This window comes from Rhizobium sp. BK456, from assembly GCF_014194045.1.
GTDB lineage: Bacteria > Pseudomonadota > Alphaproteobacteria > Rhizobiales > Rhizobiaceae > Rhizobium > Rhizobium redzepovicii.
This window is the reverse complement of the sequence record NZ_JACIAO010000013.1, coordinates 34,052-51,955: the sequence shown is the minus strand read 5'-3', so window position 1 is coordinate 51,955 and position 17,904 is coordinate 34,052. Positions and strand designations below refer to the sequence as shown.

At 60.0% G+C, this 17,904-nt stretch carries 17 protein-coding genes and 1 tRNA gene; 14 read left to right on the top strand and 4 right to left on the bottom strand.

Annotation, left to right across the window (positions count from 1 at the left end; genetic code table 11):
• Positions 1-43: 43 nt before the first annotated feature.
• From FHX03_RS28885 to pncB, 7 genes are all read left to right on the top strand, one after another.
• A complete protein-coding gene (locus tag FHX03_RS28885) occupies positions 44-1,876 on the top strand; it encodes an extracellular solute-binding protein (protein ID WP_097628352.1) in 1,833 nt (610 codons plus the stop codon).
• A 150-nt stretch (positions 1,877-2,026) separates the two neighbouring features.
• A complete protein-coding gene (locus FHX03_RS28880) occupies positions 2,027-3,115 on the top strand; it encodes a microcin C ABC transporter permease YejB (RefSeq protein ID WP_097628351.1) in 1,089 nt (362 codons plus the stop codon).
• Positions 3,115-4,263, top strand: coding sequence for an ABC transporter permease (locus FHX03_RS28875; protein ID WP_097628350.1), 1,149 nt, complete (start codon positions 3,115-3,117; stop codon positions 4,261-4,263). The genes FHX03_RS28880 and FHX03_RS28875 overlap by 1 nt, the downstream gene beginning before the upstream one ends.
• Positions 4,260-5,897, top strand: a complete 1,638-nt coding sequence (locus tag FHX03_RS28870) for an ABC transporter ATP-binding protein (protein WP_183856590.1) — start codon at positions 4,260-4,262, stop codon at positions 5,895-5,897. The genes FHX03_RS28875 and FHX03_RS28870 overlap by 4 nt, the downstream gene beginning before the upstream one ends.
• An 8-nt stretch (positions 5,898-5,905) precedes the next feature.
• Entirely contained in the window at positions 5,906-6,865 is a 960-nt protein-coding gene (locus tag FHX03_RS28865; protein ID WP_183856588.1) for a 2-hydroxyacid dehydrogenase, read from the top strand.
• 217 nt (positions 6,866-7,082) lie between these two features.
• A complete protein-coding gene (locus FHX03_RS28860; protein WP_183856587.1) occupies positions 7,083-7,448 on the top strand; it encodes a hypothetical protein in 366 nt (121 codons plus the stop codon).
• A 186-nt stretch (positions 7,449-7,634) separates the two neighbouring features.
• A complete protein-coding gene (gene pncB / locus FHX03_RS28855) occupies positions 7,635-8,939 on the top strand; it encodes a nicotinate phosphoribosyltransferase (protein ID WP_097628347.1) in 1,305 nt (434 codons plus the stop codon).
• Here the strand turns inward: pncB and FHX03_RS28850 are convergent.
• Positions 8,921-9,160, bottom strand: coding sequence for a CrpP-related protein (locus tag FHX03_RS28850; RefSeq protein ID WP_003589249.1), 240 nt, complete (start codon positions 9,158-9,160; stop codon positions 8,921-8,923). The genes pncB and FHX03_RS28850 overlap by 19 nt on opposite strands.
• Positions 9,161-9,543: 383 nt before the next feature.
• Entirely contained in the window at positions 9,544-9,753 is a 210-nt protein-coding gene (locus tag FHX03_RS28845; RefSeq protein ID WP_097628345.1) for a KTSC domain-containing protein, read from the bottom strand.
• A gap of 212 nt (positions 9,754-9,965) precedes the next feature.
• Here FHX03_RS28845 and FHX03_RS28840 point away from each other — a divergent pair, with 212 nt between their 5' ends.
• Positions 9,966-10,778 carry a hypothetical protein gene (locus FHX03_RS28840; RefSeq protein WP_239619928.1) on the top strand — a complete coding sequence of 271 codons (813 nt, stop codon included), beginning with the start codon at positions 9,966-9,968 and terminating at the stop codon, positions 10,776-10,778.
• Between the two features lie 244 nt (positions 10,779-11,022).
• Here FHX03_RS28840 and FHX03_RS28835 read toward each other — a convergent pair whose 3' ends face one another.
• Positions 11,023-11,643, bottom strand: coding sequence for an RBBP9/YdeN family alpha/beta hydrolase (locus FHX03_RS28835; protein WP_183856585.1), 621 nt, complete (start codon positions 11,641-11,643; stop codon positions 11,023-11,025).
• A gap of 41 nt (positions 11,644-11,684) precedes the next feature.
• Between FHX03_RS28835 and FHX03_RS28830 the strand changes: the two genes are divergently transcribed.
• Positions 11,685-12,161: an Lrp/AsnC family transcriptional regulator gene (locus FHX03_RS28830; RefSeq protein ID WP_097628343.1), complete on the top strand. Its 477-nt coding sequence runs from the start codon at positions 11,685-11,687 to the stop codon at positions 12,159-12,161.
• A gap of 106 nt (positions 12,162-12,267) precedes the next feature.
• On the opposite strand, the gene FHX03_RS28825 is transcribed toward FHX03_RS28830, so the two are convergent.
• Positions 12,268-12,357, bottom strand: a tRNA-Ser gene (locus FHX03_RS28825).
• A 227-nt stretch (positions 12,358-12,584) separates the two neighbouring features.
• Here FHX03_RS28825 and FHX03_RS28820 point away from each other — a divergent pair.
• The 5 genes from FHX03_RS28820 (at position 12,585) to FHX03_RS28800 (ending at position 17,903) form a co-directional block, all read left to right on the top strand.
• A complete protein-coding gene (locus FHX03_RS28820) occupies positions 12,585-12,902 on the top strand; it encodes a hypothetical protein (protein ID WP_097628342.1) in 318 nt (105 codons plus the stop codon).
• A 315-nt stretch (positions 12,903-13,217) separates the two neighbouring features.
• On the top strand, positions 13,218-14,210 hold the full coding sequence (locus tag FHX03_RS28815; RefSeq protein WP_097628341.1) for a BMP family protein: 993 nt from the start codon (positions 13,218-13,220) through the stop codon (positions 14,208-14,210).
• A gap of 88 nt (positions 14,211-14,298) precedes the next feature.
• Entirely contained in the window at positions 14,299-15,810 is a 1,512-nt protein-coding gene (locus tag FHX03_RS28810) for an ABC transporter ATP-binding protein (RefSeq protein ID WP_097628340.1), read from the top strand.
• Positions 15,811-15,817: 7 nt separating this feature from the next.
• Positions 15,818-16,921 carry an ABC transporter permease gene (locus tag FHX03_RS28805; protein WP_097628339.1) on the top strand — a complete coding sequence of 368 codons (1,104 nt, stop codon included), beginning with the start codon at positions 15,818-15,820 and terminating at the stop codon, positions 16,919-16,921.
• A 10-nt stretch (positions 16,922-16,931) separates the two neighbouring features.
• On the top strand, positions 16,932-17,903 hold the full coding sequence (locus FHX03_RS28800; protein ID WP_097628338.1) for an ABC transporter permease: 972 nt from the start codon (positions 16,932-16,934) through the stop codon (positions 17,901-17,903).
• Position 17,904 lies beyond the last annotated feature (1 nt).

Below are 17,904 nucleotides of genomic sequence, written 5' to 3'. Positions count from 1 at the left end.
TTTTCGTATTGTCGAACCCACCAATAATGAGGGGAAAGCGTGAATGGCGGCTTTGTGGTCGAAGATCGGTTTGTTTGTATCGCTGACGGGCGTCTTGGCGCCCATGACGGCAACGGGTCAGGACCAGCCGTTTCGGATCGGCAGTTCCGTCATCAGTGAGATGAAGTACAAGCCGGGCTTTGCGCATTTCGACTACGTCAATCCCAATGCCCCAAAAGGCGGAGACCTGCGCCTTTCTGCCAGCGGCGCCTTCGACACCTTCAATCCTATCCTTGCTAAAGGCCAGATAGCGGCAGGGCTCTCGCTCGTCTACGACACGTTGATGAAGCCGACCGATGACGAGCTCCTTGTTTCCTATGGTCTGCTTGCTGAGGGCCTGTCCTATCCGGATGACGTCTCAAGCGCGACCTTTCGCCTCCGCAAGGAAGCGAAATGGGCGGATGGCCAGCCGATAACGCCCGACGACGTGATCTTCAGTCTGGATAAGACGAAGGAGTTAAACGCTGCCACCGCGAACTATTATCGCCACGTGGTGAAGGCCGAAAAGACGGGCGACCGCGACGTCACTTTCACCTTCGACGAAAAGAACAATCGCGAGCTCCCGAATATTCTCGGCCAGTTGGTGATCGTGCCGAAACATTGGTGGGAGGGGCAGGGGCCGGACGGCAAGCCGCGCGACATCTCAAAGACGACGCTCGAGCCTGTGATGGGATCGGGGCCTTATAAGATCGCATCCTTTTCGTCCGGCGCGACGATCCGTTATGAACTGCGCGACGATTATTGGGGCAAGGATCTCAATGTGAATGTCGGCCAGAACAATTTCCGCAACGTCATTTACACCTATTTCGGCGACCGGGATGTCGAGTTCGAAGCCTTTCGCGCCGGCAATAGTGACTATTGGCAGGAGACAACGGCGTCCCGCTGGGCAACGGGTTATGATTTTCCGGCGGTGAAGGACGGACGCGTCAAGAAAGAAGAGGTTGCAAATCCGCTGCGCTCCACCGGCATCCTGCAAGCGCTCGTGCCCAATATGCGGCGTGACCTCTTCAAGGATGAACGGGTCCGTGAGGCGCTGAATTACGGCCTCGATTTCGAGGAGCTGAACCGGACCGTTGCCTTCAACAGCTACAAGCGCATCGACAGCTACTTCTGGAACACCGAACTCGCCTCCTCCGGCCTGCCGCAGGGGCGTGAACTGGAAATACTGCAGGCCATGAAGGACAAAGTTCCGCCTGAGGTCTTCACGACGCCCTACACCAATCCGGTTGGGGGCGATCCGCAGAAAAGCCGCGACAACCTCCGCAAGGCGATTGCATTGCTGAAAGAAGCCGGATGGGAGATCAAGAACAATCGCATGGTCAATAGCAAGACCGGCCAGCCGATGAGTTTCGAGATCCTGTTGTCGAGCCCCGTATTGGAGCGCTGGGCGGTGCCCTATGCCAACAATCTCAAGAAAATCGGCATCGATGCGCGGGTGCGCACGGTCGACGCCTCGCAAGCCGTCAACCGCGAGCGCAGCTTCGATTACGACATGATCTGGAATGTCTGGGCGGAGACGATGAACCCGGGCAACGAGCAAGCAGATTATTGGGGGTCGGGTTCGGTCGACCAGCAGGGCTCCCACAATTATGCAGGCATCGCCAATCCGGCGGTCGACGAGCTCATCCGCATGATCATCTTCGCACCCAATCGTGCGGAACAGGTCGCAGCGATCAAGGCAATGGATCGCGTATTGCTGGCAAACCACTACGTCATCCCGCTGTTCTATCGCGATACCTATAACCTCGCCTATTGGAACACGATTACGCACCCCACCGACTTCCCGACCTATGGACTGGGTTTCCCGGAAGCCTGGTGGTCCGCCTCGGCAAAATGAGCGGGCTTGCAATGCAGGGGCCGTGGGCTCCAAATGGCACGAACGAATCACGACACGCCGGCAGCGCCGGCAAGGGAAGGCTGGCGGATTGAGCGGCATTGGACTGGACGGCGGGCAGACAAGAATGAAATTTCCGGAGGCTGAAAGCTGATGGGCGCTTATGTCATTCGCCGCCTGCTTTTGATGATCCCGACCATTGTCGGCATCATGGCGATTTCCTTCATTGTCATTCAGTTCGCCCCCGGCGGGCCGGTCGAGCAGGTGATCGCCCAATTGACCGGTCAGGCCGATAGTGCCGATCAACGCCTGTCCGGCGGCGGCGATCTTCTCGGGGGCGGCGGCAGCGACGAAGGCTCCAAATATCGCGGCGCCCAGGGGCTCGATCCGGAGCTGATCGCCAAGCTCGAAAAGCAGTTTGGCTTCGACAAGCCGCCGCTGACGCGTTTCGGCGAGATGATGTGGAATTATATCCGCTTCGACTTCGGCGAGAGCTTCTTCCGCAATACCTCCGTGCTCAATCTCATCAAGGAGAAGCTGCCGGTGTCGATCTCGCTCGGCATCTGGATCCTGATCTTCTCCTATGCCATCTCCATCCCGCTTGGCATCCGCAAGGCGATCAAGGATGGATCGACCTTCGATGTCTGGACGTCGGGCGTCATCGTCGTCGGTTACGCCGTGCCGAGCTTCCTCTTCGGTATTCTCCTGATCGTGCTTTTCGCCGGCGGCTCGTTCTACGACTGGTTCCCGCTGCGTGGCCTGGTCTCCGACAATTTCGACCAGCTCGCCTGGTGGCAGAAGCCGCTCGATTATTTCTGGCACCTCACTTTGCCGCTGATCTCGCTGTCGCTCGCCGCCTTCGCCACGACGACGCTCTTGACGAAGAACTCGTTCATCGAGGAGATCAAGAAACAATATGTGGTCACCGCCCGCGCCAAGGGTCTGAATGAGCGGCAGGTGCTTTATGGCCATGTGTTCCGCAATGCCATGCTGATCATCATCGCCGGTTTCCCCGGCGCCTTCATTTCCGCATTCTTCACCGGCTCGCTGCTCATCGAAAATATCTTCTCGCTGGATGGCCTCGGCCGCCTCGGCTATCTCTCGGTGGTCAACCGGGACTATCCGATCGTCTTCGCCACGCTCTACATCTTCTCGCTGCTCGGCCTTGTCGTCAGCCTGATTTCCGACCTGATCTACACCTGGATCGATCCGCGCATCGATTTCGAGCGGAGGGATGTCTGATGGACGCCGCCGCAAATCCTGCTGTCGCAACACCCGTCAAGCCGCCGCGCAAGGGCCTGCTGTCACCGACCAACATTCGCCGCTGGCAGAATTTCCGGGCGAACGGCCGCGGTTATTGGGCACTGTGGCTGTTCCTGCTGCTGTTCATCCTAAGCCTGTTTGCCGAATTCCTCGCCAACGACCGGCCGATCGTCGCCTCCTACAAGGGCGAGATCCTGTTCCCGGTTCTGATCGACTATCCAGAGGAGAAGTTCGGCGGCTTTCTTGCCGAGACCGACTACCGATCTTCGGTGATCGCAGACGAGATCAATGCCAATGGCTGGATGGTCTGGCCGCCGATCCGCTATTCCTACCGCTCGGTCAACTCGAACATTCCGCATTCGGCGCCGACCGCCCCCTTCTGGCTGATGAGCAAGGAGGAGCGGTGCTCCGGTTATCCTGAAGGGGCGAACGATCCTGCCTGCACGCTCGGCAATCTCAACTGGCTCGGCACCGACGACCAGGCGCGCGACGTGCTCGCGCGCGTCATCTACGGTTTCCGCATATCCGTGCTCTTCGGCCTGGCGCTGACCATCTGCTCAGCGATCATCGGCGTGACGGCAGGCGCCGTGCAGGGCTATTTCGGCGGCTGGACGGATCTCCTGCTGCAGCGCTTCATCGAGATCTGGTCGTCGATGCCGGTGCTTTACATCCTGCTAATCATCGCCGCCATTCTGCCGCCCGGCTTCTTCGTGCTGCTCGGCATCATGCTGCTCTTTTCCTGGGTCGGCTTCGTCGGCATCGTGCGCGCCGAATTCCTGCGCGCCCGCAATTTCGAATATGTCCGCGCCGCCCGCGCGCTCGGTGTCAACAACCGCACCATCATGTGGCGCCACATGCTGCCGAACGCCATGGTGGCGACGCTGACCTTCCTGCCCTTCATCCTCTCCGGATCGATCACGACGCTGACCTCGCTGGATTTCCTCGGCTTCGGCATGCCGCCTGGCTCCCCTTCGCTCGGCGAGATGATCGCCCAGGGCAAGAGCAACCTGCAGGCGCCGTGGCTCGGGCTGACGGCCTTCTTCGCCATGTCGATCATGCTGTCCCTGCTGATCTTCATCGGCGAAGCCGTGCGCGATGCCTTCGATCCGAGGAAGACGTTTCAATGAGTGACATGACAGAACCGCTCCTTTCCGTCCGCGATCTCTCGGTTGCCTTTCATCAGGGCGGCCAGACCTCGCTTGCCGTCGATCACATCTCCTTCGATATCGCCAAGGGTGAAGTCGTGGCGCTAGTCGGCGAATCCGGCTCCGGCAAGTCGGTCTCGGCCAACTCGATCCTGCGGCTTTTGCCTTATCCTTCGGCCAGCCATCCCTCCGGCGAGATCCTGTTCAAGGGCAAGGATCTCTTGAAGGCGTCGGAGAGGGCCTTGCGCGAGGTGCGCGGCAACGACATCACCATGATCTTCCAGGAGCCGATGACCTCGCTCAATCCGCTTCATACGATCGAGAAGCAGATTGCCGAAATCCTGGCACTGCACCAGGGTCTGTCCGGCCAGCCGGCGCGTCAGCGCATCCTGGAATTGTTGAACCAGGTCGGCATTCGCGAGCCGGAAAAGCGGTTGAAGGCCTATCCGCACGAATTGTCAGGCGGCCAGCGCCAGCGCGTGATGATCGCCATGGCGCTCGCCAACCGGCCGGAATTGCTGATCGCCGACGAGCCGACCACGGCGCTTGACGTCACCGTGCAGGCGCAGATCCTCGAATTGCTCCGGCAGTTGAAGGCCACGCACGGCATGTCGATGCTGTTCATCACCCATGATCTCGGCATCGTGCGCAAATTCGCCGATCGCGTCTGCGTCATGACCAAGGGAAGGATCGTCGAAACCGGAACGGTCGAGGAGGTCTTCGCCAATCCGAAGCACGACTATACCCGCCATCTGCTTGCCTCCGAACCGCGCGGCGAGCCGCCGCTTGCCGACCCCGCAAAGCCGATGGTGATGGAAGGCTCCGACATTCGCGTCTGGTTCCCGATCAAGGCAGGGCTGATGCGCCGCGTCGTCGATCACGTGAAGGCGGTCGACGGCATCGATCTTTCGCTGCGTGCCGGGCAGACGCTCGGTGTCGTCGGCGAGTCCGGTTCCGGCAAGACCACGCTCGGCCTGGCGCTCACCCGGCTGATTTCCTCGCAAGGGCGGATCGCCTTTGTCGGCAAGGATATAGCCGGCTATTCGTTCAGCGAGATGCGGCCGCTGCGCAACCAGCTGCAGGTAGTCTTCCAGGATCCCTACGGGTCGCTCAGCCCACGCATGTCGGTCGGCGATATCGTCGCCGAAGGGCTGAAGGTGCATGAGCGCTCGTTGACAGCGGAAGAGCGCGACCAGCGCGTTTGCTGGGCGCTGGAGGAAGTCGGTCTCGATCCCCTGACCCGCTGGCGTTATCCGCACGAATTCTCCGGCGGCCAGCGCCAGCGCGTCGCCATTGCCCGCGCCATGGTGCTGAAACCGCGCTTCGTCATGCTCGACGAACCGACCTCCGCGCTCGACATGAGCGTTCAGGCCCAGGTGGTCGATCTCCTGCGCGATCTGCAGAAGAAGCATGACCTCGCCTATCTGTTCATCAGCCACGACCTGAAGGTGGTGAAGGCGCTGGCCAACGACGTCATCGTCATGCGTTTCGGCAAGGTGGTGGAGCAGGGCCCCTCATCGCAAATCTTCCGCGCTCCGAAGGACGAATACACCAAGGCGCTGATGGCGGCCGCCTTCAACATCGAGGCGGTGCCGACACCAGCCGTTCAGCAGTAAAGATCATCATGCCGACACCTCCTCCCGTTCTCGTCGATATCAAGTTCAATCCCGAAGGCGTTGCCCGCGCGCTGGAGACGGCCTTTTCCGATCGCGGCAGCATCAATCTCGCCGATCCGGCCGATCGGGGGCGTGATCTCAGCGAAGCAGAATATGCGCTGCTCTGGAAACCGGATGCTGACCTTTTCGCACGGGCGCCGAACCTCAAGGTGATCTTCTCGGGCGGCGCAGGCGTCGACCATATCATCGGCATGGACGGCCTGCCCGAAATCCCGATCGTGCGTTTTGTCGATCGCAGCCTGACGACCCGCATGAGCGAATGGGTGGTCATGCAGTGCCTGATGCATCTGCGCGGGCAATATGCGCATGACAGCCATCAGCGGCGCCGTGAATGGGCCAAGCTGATCGCGCCGGAGGCGGCCGAGGTGACGGTCGGCGTCATGGGCCTCGGCGTGCTCGGCCAGGATGCGGTCGCTAAGCTGAAGGTGATGGGTTTTGACGTCATCGGCTGGTCGCGCACCCGCAAGGAGATCGACGGCGTCGAAACCTTCGATGCCGGCGCGCTGGACGCGTTCCTCGGGCGGACCGATATCCTTGTCGGCCTGCTGCCGCTGACGCCTGAGACGACAGGTTTTTATGATAGCGGGCTATTTAAAAAGCTCCGCCGCAACGGCGCGCTCGGGAGGCCGGTCTTCATCAATGCCGGCCGCGGCAAGAGCCAGGTCGAAGCCGATATCGCTTCCGCCATCCGCGACGGCACCCTCGGCGGCGCTTCCCTCGATGTCTTCGAGGCGGAGCCGCTTGGCCCAGACAACCCGTTATGGGAACTGGAAAATGTCTTCATCACGCCGCACGACGCGGCGGTTTCGGAAGAAAACGCGCTGTTCCGTCACGTCGAGACTCAGATCGCCCGTTTCGAGCACGGCGAGCCGCTGCAATTCCTGGTCGACCGCGGCGTCGGCTATTAGAGCATGTCGCGCAAACGTGTGCAGCGGTTTTCCCAGGCAAAGCGTGAAGCGCTTTTGCCGCAACGGTATGCGTACAAAACAATGGTCTAAAGCGCTAAGAGCGAATCTGAACGATCGCGACGAGCGTTGGGCATCGGGAACCTTCGACACAGCCGACCGTTTTCTCTGCGGAAGTTCTGTGGGCCGGATCGGCCTGTCCAGACAGCGGAAGGAGACGATGATGGCGCATCAGACGGAAACACGCTGGGAAAAGTCCGACGGCAAGCTTCATAGGGAAGAGCAGATCCCGCCGGTGAAGGCAAGGCAGGGGCGCGCGGGCTTTCGCATCCTGCTGGTGCTGCTCGCCGCACTGGTGCTCGCTTTCGTCGTCTGGATCCCCGTCGAGATTTGGGGCAAGCGCGAAGCAAACGAGGTGGCGCCGCAGCAGCCCGGCCAGCAGTTGCAGTCGCAGCAGCCCGCCACGGCACCTGCCCCAACCCTGCAAAACGGCACTGCGGTTCCGACCGAGACGCAGAACACGGCACCGGCCGCCCCCGGTGTTGCGCCCGCAGCACCGGCCCAACCTGCGGCGCCGGCACAATAAATATTCGGTGGACGACGCCTTGCGTCCCGCCGCCATGCGCGGCGGGATGCTTGTTGTTTTGTCTGGACTTTGTCTGTCGATTTTTCGATAACAAGGCGCACGAGCCGGTTCGTGCGCCGGCCCGGAACTTGGCAACACCCGGGAGTTTGGCAGCACCTGACCGGAGTGGACAGGGGCAGGAATTTTATGGCCAGGACCGATATTGCAAGACGCGTCTACAATCACGCCTGGAAACTCGATCCGATCATCCGCAGCCTGATCGACACCGACTTCTATAAGCTCCTGATGCTGCAGATGATCTGGAAGCTTTACCCGGACGTGAACGCATCCTTCACGCTCATCAACCGCACCAAGCGTGTGCGGCTCGCCGATGAGATCGACGAAGGCGAATTGCGCGAACAGCTCGATCACGCCCGGACGCTGAAACTCTCCAAGAAGGAGATGATCTGGCTGGCGGGTAACAGTTTCTACGGCCGCGCGCAGATCTTCGAGCCGGAATTCCTTGCCTGGCTTTCCAACTTCCAGCTCCCCGAATATGAGCTGTCGAAGAAAGACGGGCAATATGTCCTGGATTTCCACGGGTCCTGGAAAGAAACCACCATGTGGGAGATCCCCGCACTCGCCATCGTCAACGAGCTGCGGTCGCGCTCGGCGATGAGGGCACTCGGTCCCTTCACCCTCGATGTGCTCTATGCCCGCGCCAAGGCGAAGATGTGGTCGAAGGTCGAGCGGCTGAAGGAATTGCCGGGCTTGCGCATCTCCGATTTCGGCACCCGCCGCCGTCACAGTTTCCTCTGGCAGCGCTGGTGTGTCGAGGCGCTGAAGGAAGGCATCGGCCCGGCCTTTACCGGCACCAGCAATGTCTTGCTGGCGATGGATTCCGATCTCGAGGCCGTCGGCACCAATGCGCACGAACTGCCGATGGTGGCTGCTGCCCTCGCGCAAACCGACGAGCAGTTGCGCAACGCGCCCTACAAGATCCTTCGCGACTGGAACAAGCTCTATGGCGGCAACCTTCTGATCGTCCTGCCGGATGCTTTCGGCACTGCCGCTTTCCTGCGCGACGCGCCGGAATGGGTCGCCGACTGGACGGGCTTCCGCCCCGACAGCGCCCCGCCGATCGAGGGCGGTGAAAAGATCATCGACTGGTGGAAGAAGATGGGCCGCGATCCGCGTCAGAAGCTGCTGATTTTCTCCGACGGTCTCGATGTCGACGCCATCATCGACACCTACCGGCATTTCGAAGGCCGCGTGCGCATGAGCTTCGGTTGGGGCACCAACCTGACGAACGATTTTTCCGGCTGCGCGCCGACCGAGATCTCAGGCCTCAATCCGATCTCGGTCGTCTGCAAGGTCAGCGACGCCGACGGCCATCCGGCGGTTAAACTCTCCGACAATCCGCAGAAGGCGACAGGCGACCCGGCAGAGGTCGAGCGCTACCTGAAGTTCTTCGGCGCCGAGGACCGGATCGATCAGACCGTTCTGGTGTAGGCAAGCGACACGGCGCCGCCATCCCGCGGCGCATTGTTATGCCCGGCCATCGCATCCTCGATCGACCAGCCGAAGCGCCAGGCGTCGAACATCGAGTACCATTCCTGGAAATCGGTGATCGGCAGGATATCCGGCTTCGACATCGGATTGTCGGCTAGGCTGCGGCCACGCGCACGGTCCCGTACGCCACGCTCCTGCATCTCAAGCAGAGTCTCGAACATCGTCACCCCCTTGGTCCTATCCGATAGATTTATGCAATCATTCTAATAAAGCATTGTCGAGTCCGGATACGATAATTGGAGTTTTTCACAGGATTAGCCCCAAATCGCTAGTTCAGGGGCAACGGCGACCGCAACGGCCCGGGCATACGATCACGATCAGCAAAAATTGCCTGACGGGGAGGCCCGGCTTCCTGGCTGGGGTCCGCCACCGAGCCTCCCGGCTAGCCGAGCTCGAAGAAGCCGGCAGCGCCGACACGTTGCCGCCTTCCGGCCGAAGCGATCCAACCAAGATGGTTAGCACGGTTAAAGGGCTGTTAATATCCACCGGACGTGTCCCGATCCTGCGTAATCCCTGACGTGGGCCGGCGGCATTCCTCTGCTTGTCAGGCAGCCAATCGCCGAAACCGTGTTCTGATCCGGTCGAGGTAATAATGGCCGGGAGACGGCGCCACCGCCATGGCGTGGGCTTCGGAGGACGGAACGCCTTCGAACAGCCGCTCCTCGCCATTCTTGAAGCAAATCCTCAGCCGCCCGTCTTTCTGGCTGAAATAGACGGATTTGATGATCTTCGATTTGACCGAAAGTTCTTCCACCTGTTTTATCTCCGTTTTTTAATTTGGCCGAAGATAAACCCAAACGTGCAAAGACGCGGTGAAGCCGCATGGTAAAAAATCAGGAATCTTGGCTACGTTGTCAGGACGTTAATCGGATACCGTCGCCACACCTCGATACTACCGATTGCTGGCTTCCGCGGCGTGGCGATACAGGCACTTGCTGAACAGAAAGATCGACGTTTGACAGCGCCATGTTTAATGACGATATCTTCCATCCAAAGGCGAAGAATGGCAGGGATGCAATGCTAGGTGAAGCGATTTCCTTTATAAGACGTAATCTGTCTTTTGTTTGTGTTGTTGTTGCAGTCAATTGCGCACTGGTCGCTTTTGATGATTACAGCGGCGGAAACAAAAGTAATTCAGCGCAATATTTCGTTTCCTTGTCTTTTGCATTCTTCATTCAGAAAGCAATATTGAATGGAGACGGGAAAGTTTCAAACCTGACCGGCGGTATGCGTGGCTTTGGTGGCTACATCTGGAAGAACTTGCTTATCGTGCTCGTCGTGTTTGGAATCGGGATTGGTGGCCCTGTCGCATGCGGGGCCGCGTCTCTATCAAGGAATGTATTTCTACTCTTATGTCTTGCGGTGATCGCAATTATCCTGCCACTGCTGCTTGCCCTTGTCGGAACCTGGCCTATCGCCGGAATTGCGGGCTCCAAAAGCGGGCTTTCAGCTGCTTTCAGCCGGGGGAAACGCGGTTTGCTTCCCACGTTTTTACGGCTGTTTGCCGGACTTTTTCTGCCCTTCATCTGTGCTATGATATTGATGACGGCAGCAACATCGATGTCATACGAAGCCGATAGCATCTTTTCGGACGGAAAACTGAACCTCATCGCTTTGGCAATACTGGTGATTTGCCAATGGGCGTCGATATTCGGCCTATGCTACGTTTCGATCGTCCTGGCTCGCAAACTGCTGAGTTCCGCGGCTCCGCGGCATCCTATGGGAGGACGTCAGGGGAATGCGGTCGCAGCCACGAGCGTCTCGGAAATTTTCGAATAGGGCCTACAGCGCCGCGGGCGATAACCAACGTCTTCTGGTATATCCATGAACATAACCGCCGTTCTTTCGGCAGTATCCGCGCACATGGATGCTTCCGCCATAGCTCGGCCTCGCTCATGCTGCCAAGCCGAGAGGCCGCGCTCCGGACGCCGCAGCGGCGTCCGGCAGCATCGAGGCTTCCGGCATCGGGCACCACCATCGGAACGACGTCTTCGAAAGCCGAACCCCGCGTTTGCGAGCCAGTTCATGCCCGGTGCGACCTTGCCAATCCGGCGGAGAAGGCCGTCAGCAAGGCCTTCCCCTGACCCCAGTTCTCAAGGCCGCTCTGCCCGTTGATATGGCCGAAAGGGCCGATCTCAACAAGACCGCTACCCCAGAGGTTGGCTCGCGTCCGGACATAGTCGAGCGAGCCGAAAGGATCGTCGGCGCTTGCGATAATCAGAGTGGGGAAGCGCATCTTTTTCGATGGTGGATTGCCGAATCCGGCCGCTTCGGCCGGGAATGAAGCGGACTTCGGATCCGGGACCGCCACAAGAAAAGCCCCGGCAACGTCAAGCGGTGAGAGTTGCTGCCAATGAGCAACCAGCAGACAGGCAAGGCTGTGGGCAACGAGCAGCGGCGGGGTTGCCGATGCGCCCACAGCGCGATCGAGGGCCGAAATCCAGTCCGCCAAGTCGGGCTTGTCCCAGTCGGCTGGTTGAAAACGTCGCATTGCCGGGTTCGAGATTTCCCAGCGGGTTTGCCAATGAGCATCGCCTGAATCACCGATCCCCGGCAATATGATGATATCCTTCATATGTTTTCCTCTGATCATTCCTGCGGATGAAAATGATCCATTTTCATTTGCGCCGGAATGAATGATCATCGGAAAACGGCGTCCTTCTCCGATGATTTCAAGGTGTTCCCATGGCTTTTCAGGAAAACAATCGGGTGCTGCTCGATCCAACCGATGTCTCGATCATCGAGGCGTTGCAGGAAAATGGCCGCATTGCGATTTCCGAACTCGGTCGACGGGTCGGGCTTTCTCAGCCGGCGGCATCCGAGCGGGTCAAGCGGCTGGAAGACCGTGGTATCATTGTCGGTTACTCCGCCCGGATCGACCCCACCGCTTTGGGAATTGGAATGACGGCCGTGCTTCGCCTGCGCACGACACACGAACATATCAAAGCCTGTCTGAAGCAGTTTGCCGAAATGCCGCAAGTCATGGAAGTCCTGCGCCTGACCGGAGAGGATTGCTTTCTCCTGAAGGTGCTGGTCCCGTCGCCGGGAGAACTCGAAACGATCGTCGATACGATCGCCCGTTTTGGATCCGTGACGACATCTCTGGTGTTGCGCAGCGAGACTCCGAAGCCGATCGGACGTGCCCTGCTGCAGCGCCTTTGAGATGCGGGGGGCGATCGGGACGTTGCTGATCGCGGTAGACCGACGAAAGACGCTTCCGCGTCCCGCTCTCGGCACGGTTTGAAATCGATATCGAAAACGAGGAGTATGGCGGACAGGGTGGGATTCGAACCCACGGTACGCTTTCACGTACACACGCGTTCCAGGCGTGCGCCTTAAACCACTCGGCCACCTGTCCTTCTTGGGCGTTCGCGCCTGGATAGGAGCAAATCGTCGGAACGGCGCGATATATACCGATGAATTTTTGTCGATCAACCGAAATCTAACAGTTTTTTGACTTCTTCCGATAAAACTCGCCTCCGCCCGTCCATTGTGCTTCACCCCATCGACGACTATGTAATTCTCAAGGTGGAGAATGGCGCGGCCGGCCGGGATTGTCCGGCATAACGAGCGTCGGAGGAATTGATGCGTTTCCTGTTGCGTCTGGCCAGCCTTGTCGCGCTTGCGGCGGCCGTTATTGCCGGGACCATCGATTCGATCCAGTCGGTTGCGGCGTCCTCGGTGGTGGTGACGCCGATCTCCGATGCCTGGCAGGATGTCAGCCCGGCAACCCTCACATCGCTGCAATCCTCCCTTTCCTATTATATCCATCCGCGTTTCTATACTTTCATCTTCCAGTGGCTGATGCTGCAGCCTGCCTTTGCCGTTTTCCTGGTGATTGCGCTGCTTCTCTGGATGATCGGCTATAAGAAGCCGCCGGTGGCTGGTCGCTTCACTGCATAGGCAAGCCGTTTTCCTCCGCGGATCGGCGGGCACTCCGATCCGGCGCCGATGTTTCCGTAGCCCCGGCGTGGCCGTTGGATTGGCTGGAAATTTGGCATCCAGGCGGCGGAGATGTCTAAAAATCAGCCCCCGGGAACGGATTTTCGGCAATCCCTGCAAATCTTTACCAGCCGAAAAATTTCTGGTGAATTTTTCCGTGAGCCATGCAAGGATGCGCGCAGCCAGGCCTCCGGGGGGAGGTCGGTGGTTCCGCAGACATGTCCGGAAAGGACTTGCGGGAGGACCCCTAACGAATAGCAACAACAGGGCTGCACAATGAAAAAATCCCTTCTCACTCTCCTTGCCGTGGCTGCCATGTCGACGACGGCGCTTGCCGCCGATGTCAAGCCGGCGCTGGTTTACGGCACCGGCGGGAAGTTCGATAAGTCCTTCAATGAGGCGGCCTACAACGGTGCCGAGAAGTTCAAGGCCGAGACCGGCATTGCCTATCGCGACTTCGAGCCGACCGGCGACACCCAGGGCGAGCAGGCCATCCGCAACTTCGCAAGCCGCGGATTCAATCCGGTGGTTGCCGTTTCCTTCGCCTGGACTTCGGCCATCGAGAAGGTCGCAGCCGAATTCCCCGACACCAAGTTCATCATCGTCGACTCCGTCGTCGACAAGCCGAACGTCCGCTCGGTGGTCTACAAGGAAGAAGAAGGCTCCTATCTCGTCGGCGTTCTCGCCGGCATGGCGTCGAAGACCGGCAAGGTCGGCTTCGTCGGCGGCATGGACATTCCGCTGATCCGCAAGTTCGAATGCGGCTATGAGCAGGGCGCACGTGCCGCCAAGGCCGATGTCGAAGTTTTCCAGAACATGACCGGCACCACGGGCGCAGCCTGGAATGACCCGGTTCGCGGCGGCGAACTCACCAAGAACCAGATCGATCAGGGCGCCGATGTTATCTACGCGGCAGCCGGTGCCACCGGTCTCGGCGTTCTGCAGACGGCTGCCGACAACAAGAAGCTGTCGATCGGCGTCGATTCCAACCAGAACCATCTGCATCCGGGCTCCGTCCTGACCTCGATGGTCAAGCGCGTCGACCTCGCCGTCTACAATGCCTATACCGACACCAAGAACGACAAGTTCACCGGCGGTGTCCAGGCGCTCGGCGTCAAGGAAGATGGTGTTGGCGCCGCGATCGACGACAACAACAAGTCGCTGATCACGCCGGAAATGCAGGCGGCTGTCGACAAGGCCAAGGCCGATATCATCGCAGGCACGATCAAGGTTCACGACTATACCTCGGACAACGCTTGCCCGAAGTGATCCGCGCCCGGATGTAATCGACGATTGAGATCGGGCGTATGGCGGAGGGGATTTTCGCCATACGCCCTTTTCTTATTTGGAGCCTACAGTGACAGATAAGCCCGCTATCGAGCTTGTCGGCATCGACAAGAAATTCGGTGCCGTCCATGCCAACAAGGACATCAACCTCACCGTTGCCAAGGGGACGATCCACGGCATCATCGGTGAAAACGGCGCCGGCAAATCGACGCTGATGTCGATCATCTACGGTTTTTACCATGCCGACAGCGGCGAGATCCGCGTCAACGGCAATCCCGTCAGCATCCGCGACAGCCAGGCGGCGATCGCCACCGGCATCGGCATGGTGCACCAGCATTTCATGCTGGTCGATAATTTCACGGTGCTGGAGAATATCATGCTCGGCGCCGAAGGCGGCATGCTGCTGGCGAGAGGCGTCGCATCGGCCCGCGCCGAACTCAAGCGGCTGGAAACGGAATACGGCCTCGAGGTCGATCCGGACGCGCTGATCGAAGAGCTGCCGGTCGGCCTGCAGCAGCGCGTCGAAATCCTGAAGGCGATGTATCGCGGCGCCGAGATCCTCATCCTCGACGAGCCGACGGGCGTGTTGACGCCGGCCGAAGCCGATCACCTCTTCCGCATCCTCAAGGTGCTGCGCGATCAGGGCAAGACGATCATCCTCATCACCCACAAGCTGCGCGAGATCATGGCGATCACCGATACCGTCTCCGTCATGCGCCGCGGCGAAATGGTCGCGACCCGCAAGACGGCAGAAACGACGGTGGAGGAGCTTGCCGAGCTGATGGTTGGCCGCCGCGTGCTGCTGCGCGTGCAGAAGGGCGAGGCGAACCCTGGAGCGGCTGTGCTCTCCGTCCGCAACCTCACGGTCAAGGACAATCGCGGCGTTACCATGGTGGACAATGTCTCCTTCGATGTGCGTGCCGGCGAGATCGTCGGCATTGCCGGGGTTGCCGGCAACGGTCAGTCCGAATTGCTGGAGGCGATTGCCGGCATCCGCAAGCCGGCCTCCGGCGAAATCCTTCTCGACGGCCGGACGATCGACAAGGCCGATCCCGCTCGCCTGCGCGAACTCGGCCTCGCCCATATTCCCGAGGACCGCCACCACATGGGCCTGGTTTTGAAATTCGAGGAATACGAAAATTCCGTGCTCGGCTATCACCGGCGACCGGGCTACAGCAAAGGTCCGCTGCTCGATCTCGAAGCGATCCGCAGGGATGCGATGGAGAAGATCGAAAAATACGACATCCGCCCGCCGAACCCGCGGCTGAAGACGGCGAATTTCTCCGGCGGCAACCAGCAGAAGATCGTCGTTGCCCGCGAAATCGAGCGCGACCCGAAGATGCTGATCATCGGCCAGCCGACCCGCGGCGTCGATATCGGCGCCATCGAATTCATTCACCGCCGGATCATCGAAATGCGCGATGCGGGCAAGGCGATCTTGCTCGTCTCCGTCGAACTCGATGAAATCCGCTCCCTTTCAGACCGTATCCTTGTCATGTTTGCCGGCCATGTGGTCGGCGAGAAGACGCCCGATGCCGGTGAACAGACCCTCGGCCTGATGATGGCCGGCATTGCCGCGTGAGGCCTTTATGAGCACTGCTTCCGTTCCGCTGCCAAACTGGATCAATTACGGCCTGATCCCGCTTCTGAACCTCATCGTCGCCTTCCTGATCTCCGGCTTCGTCGTCTGGCTGATCGGCGAGAGCCCACTCGGTGCATTGTCGCTGCTGATCGAAGGCGCGTTCGGTAGCGGCGAAGGCATCGGCTTCACGCTCTACTATGCGACGAGCTTCATCTTCACCGGTCTGTCCGTGGCTGTCGCCATCCATGCCGGTCTCTTCAACATCGGCTCGGAAGGCCAGGCCTATGTCGGTGGACTGGGCTGCGCGCTGGTGGCGCTGGCGCTCGATCGTTACGTGCCGTGGTATGTGACGATGCCGATCGCCGTCATCGGCGCCGGGCTCTTTGGTGCTGCCTGGGCCTTCATCCCAGCGTTCCTGCAGGCCAAGCGCGGCAGCCATATCGTCATCACGACGATCATGTTCAATTATATCGCCGCCGCCCTGATGGTGTACCTGCTGGTGCATGTGCTGATCGTGCCCGGCAAGATGGCGCCCGAAACCCGCACGTTCCTCGAAGGCGGGCAGCTTCCCAAGCTTGGCTGGGTCATGAGCATCTTCGGCAGCAAATTAGGTGCTGCGCCGTTCAACGTCTCCTTCGTCATCGCCCTTCTTGCCGCCTGGTTTGTCTGGATTCTGATCTGGCGTACCAAGCTCGGCTTCGAGATGCGCACGCTGGGTGTGAGCTCGACGGCTGCCGAGTATGCCGGCATTCCCTACGCACGTATCGTCATTATCGCCATGCTCATCTCCGGCGCACTCGCCGGCATGATGGCGCTCAATCCGGTCATGGGCTCTTCCGCCCGCCTGCAGGTGGAGTTCGTCGGCGGCGCCGGCTTTGTCGGTATCGCGGTATCGCTGATGGGCCGCAATCATCCGCTCGGCATCATCTTCGCCGCGATCCTCTTCGGCATCCTTTATCAGGGCGGCGACTGGATCTCTTTCGAAATGCCGAACATCACCCGCGAGATGATCTTGGTCATCCAGGGTCTGGTGATCCTGTTCGCCGGCGCGCTGGAATATATGTTCCGGCCGGCGATGGTGCACCTCTATCGACAGTTCAAGCGAGCCTGAGGAGCGGACGATGGACTATTATGACATCTTCATCAGCGTTCTGAGCTCGACCATTCGCCTGTCGATCCCGCTTATTTTCACCGCTCTCGCCGGCCTGTTTTCGGAACGCGCCGGCATCTTCGATATCGGCCTTGAGGGTAAAATGCTGGGCTCGGCCTTTGCTGCCGCCTGTATTGCCTATCTCACCGGTTCGGCCTGGCTCGGGCTTGGTGCGGGCATCCTCTGCTCGGTGGCGCTCAGCCTGGTGCATGGTTTTGCTTCGATCACCAACCGTGGCAACCAGATCGTCTCGGGTGTGGCGATCAACTTCTTCATCGCCGGCATCACCATCGTGCTCGGCCAGGCCTGGTTCGGCCAGGGCGGGCGCACGCCGCAGCTGTCGCCGGAAGCGCGCTTCGCGCCGATCATCCTGCCGGGCGCAGATGCCATCCATAGTGTGCCGATCCTCGGCCCGCTCTATGCCAATGTCATCTCGGGCAACAATATCCTGACTTACCTTGCCTTTCTTGCCGTGCCGTTTTCCTGGTGGGTGCTTTACCGCACGCGCTTCGGCCTGCGCATGCGCGCCGTCGGCGAAAACCCGGGTGCGGTCGATACGGCGGGCATCTCGGTCGCCTGGCTGCGCTACCGCGCCGTCATGTGCGCCGGCATCCTCTGCGGCTTTGCCGGCACTTATCTGGCGATCGCCCAGTCCGCCGCCTTCATCAAGGACATGTCGGCCGGCAAGGGCTATATCGCGCTCGCCGCTCTCGTCTTCGCCAAGTGGAAGCCGGTGCCTGTGATGTTTGCCTGCCTGCTCTTCGGCTTCCTCGATGCGCTGGCCAATTTTATGCAGGGCAAGCAGGTGCCGTTGATCGGCGAGGTGCCGGTGCAGGTCTTCCAGGCGCTGCCCTACATCCTCACCTGCATCCTGCTTGCCGGCTTCATCGGCGTTGCGACCCCGCCGAAGGCCGGCGGTGTGCCCTATACGAAGGAGCGTTGAT

What these genes read in the sequence shown, in the direction of transcription:
- FHX03_RS28885 (WP_097628352.1), top strand. Translation starts at nt 44, where the DNA reads ATGGCGGCTTTGTGGTCGAAGATCGGTTTGTTTGTATCGCTGACGGGC.
- FHX03_RS28880 (WP_097628351.1), top strand. Translation starts at nt 2,027, where the DNA reads ATGGGCGCTTATGTCATTCGCCGCCTGCTTTTGATGATCCCGACCATT.
- FHX03_RS28875 (WP_097628350.1), top strand. Translation starts at nt 3,115, where the DNA reads ATGGACGCCGCCGCAAATCCTGCTGTCGCAACACCCGTCAAGCCGCCG.
- FHX03_RS28870 (WP_183856590.1), top strand. Translation starts at nt 4,260, where the DNA reads ATGAGTGACATGACAGAACCGCTCCTTTCCGTCCGCGATCTCTCGGTT.
- FHX03_RS28865 (WP_183856588.1), top strand. Translation starts at nt 5,906, where the DNA reads ATGCCGACACCTCCTCCCGTTCTCGTCGATATCAAGTTCAATCCCGAA.
- FHX03_RS28860 (WP_183856587.1), top strand. Translation starts at nt 7,083, where the DNA reads ATGATGGCGCATCAGACGGAAACACGCTGGGAAAAGTCCGACGGCAAG.
- pncB (WP_097628347.1), top strand. Translation starts at nt 7,635, where the DNA reads ATGGCCAGGACCGATATTGCAAGACGCGTCTACAATCACGCCTGGAAA.
- FHX03_RS28850 (WP_003589249.1), bottom strand. Translation starts at nt 9,160, where the DNA reads ATGTTCGAGACTCTGCTTGAGATGCAGGAGCGTGGCGTACGGGACCGT.
- FHX03_RS28840 (WP_239619928.1), top strand. Translation starts at nt 9,966, where the DNA reads ATGTTTAATGACGATATCTTCCATCCAAAGGCGAAGAATGGCAGGGAT.
- FHX03_RS28835 (WP_183856585.1), bottom strand. Translation starts at nt 11,643, where the DNA reads ATGATCATTCATTCCGGCGCAAATGAAAATGGATCATTTTCATCCGCA.
- FHX03_RS28830 (WP_097628343.1), top strand. Translation starts at nt 11,685, where the DNA reads ATGGCTTTTCAGGAAAACAATCGGGTGCTGCTCGATCCAACCGATGTC.
- FHX03_RS28820 (WP_097628342.1), top strand. Translation starts at nt 12,585, where the DNA reads ATGCGTTTCCTGTTGCGTCTGGCCAGCCTTGTCGCGCTTGCGGCGGCC.
- FHX03_RS28815 (WP_097628341.1), top strand. Translation starts at nt 13,218, where the DNA reads ATGAAAAAATCCCTTCTCACTCTCCTTGCCGTGGCTGCCATGTCGACG.
- FHX03_RS28805 (WP_097628339.1), top strand. Translation starts at nt 15,818, where the DNA reads ATGAGCACTGCTTCCGTTCCGCTGCCAAACTGGATCAATTACGGCCTG.
- FHX03_RS28800 (WP_097628338.1), top strand. Translation starts at nt 16,932, where the DNA reads ATGGACTATTATGACATCTTCATCAGCGTTCTGAGCTCGACCATTCGC.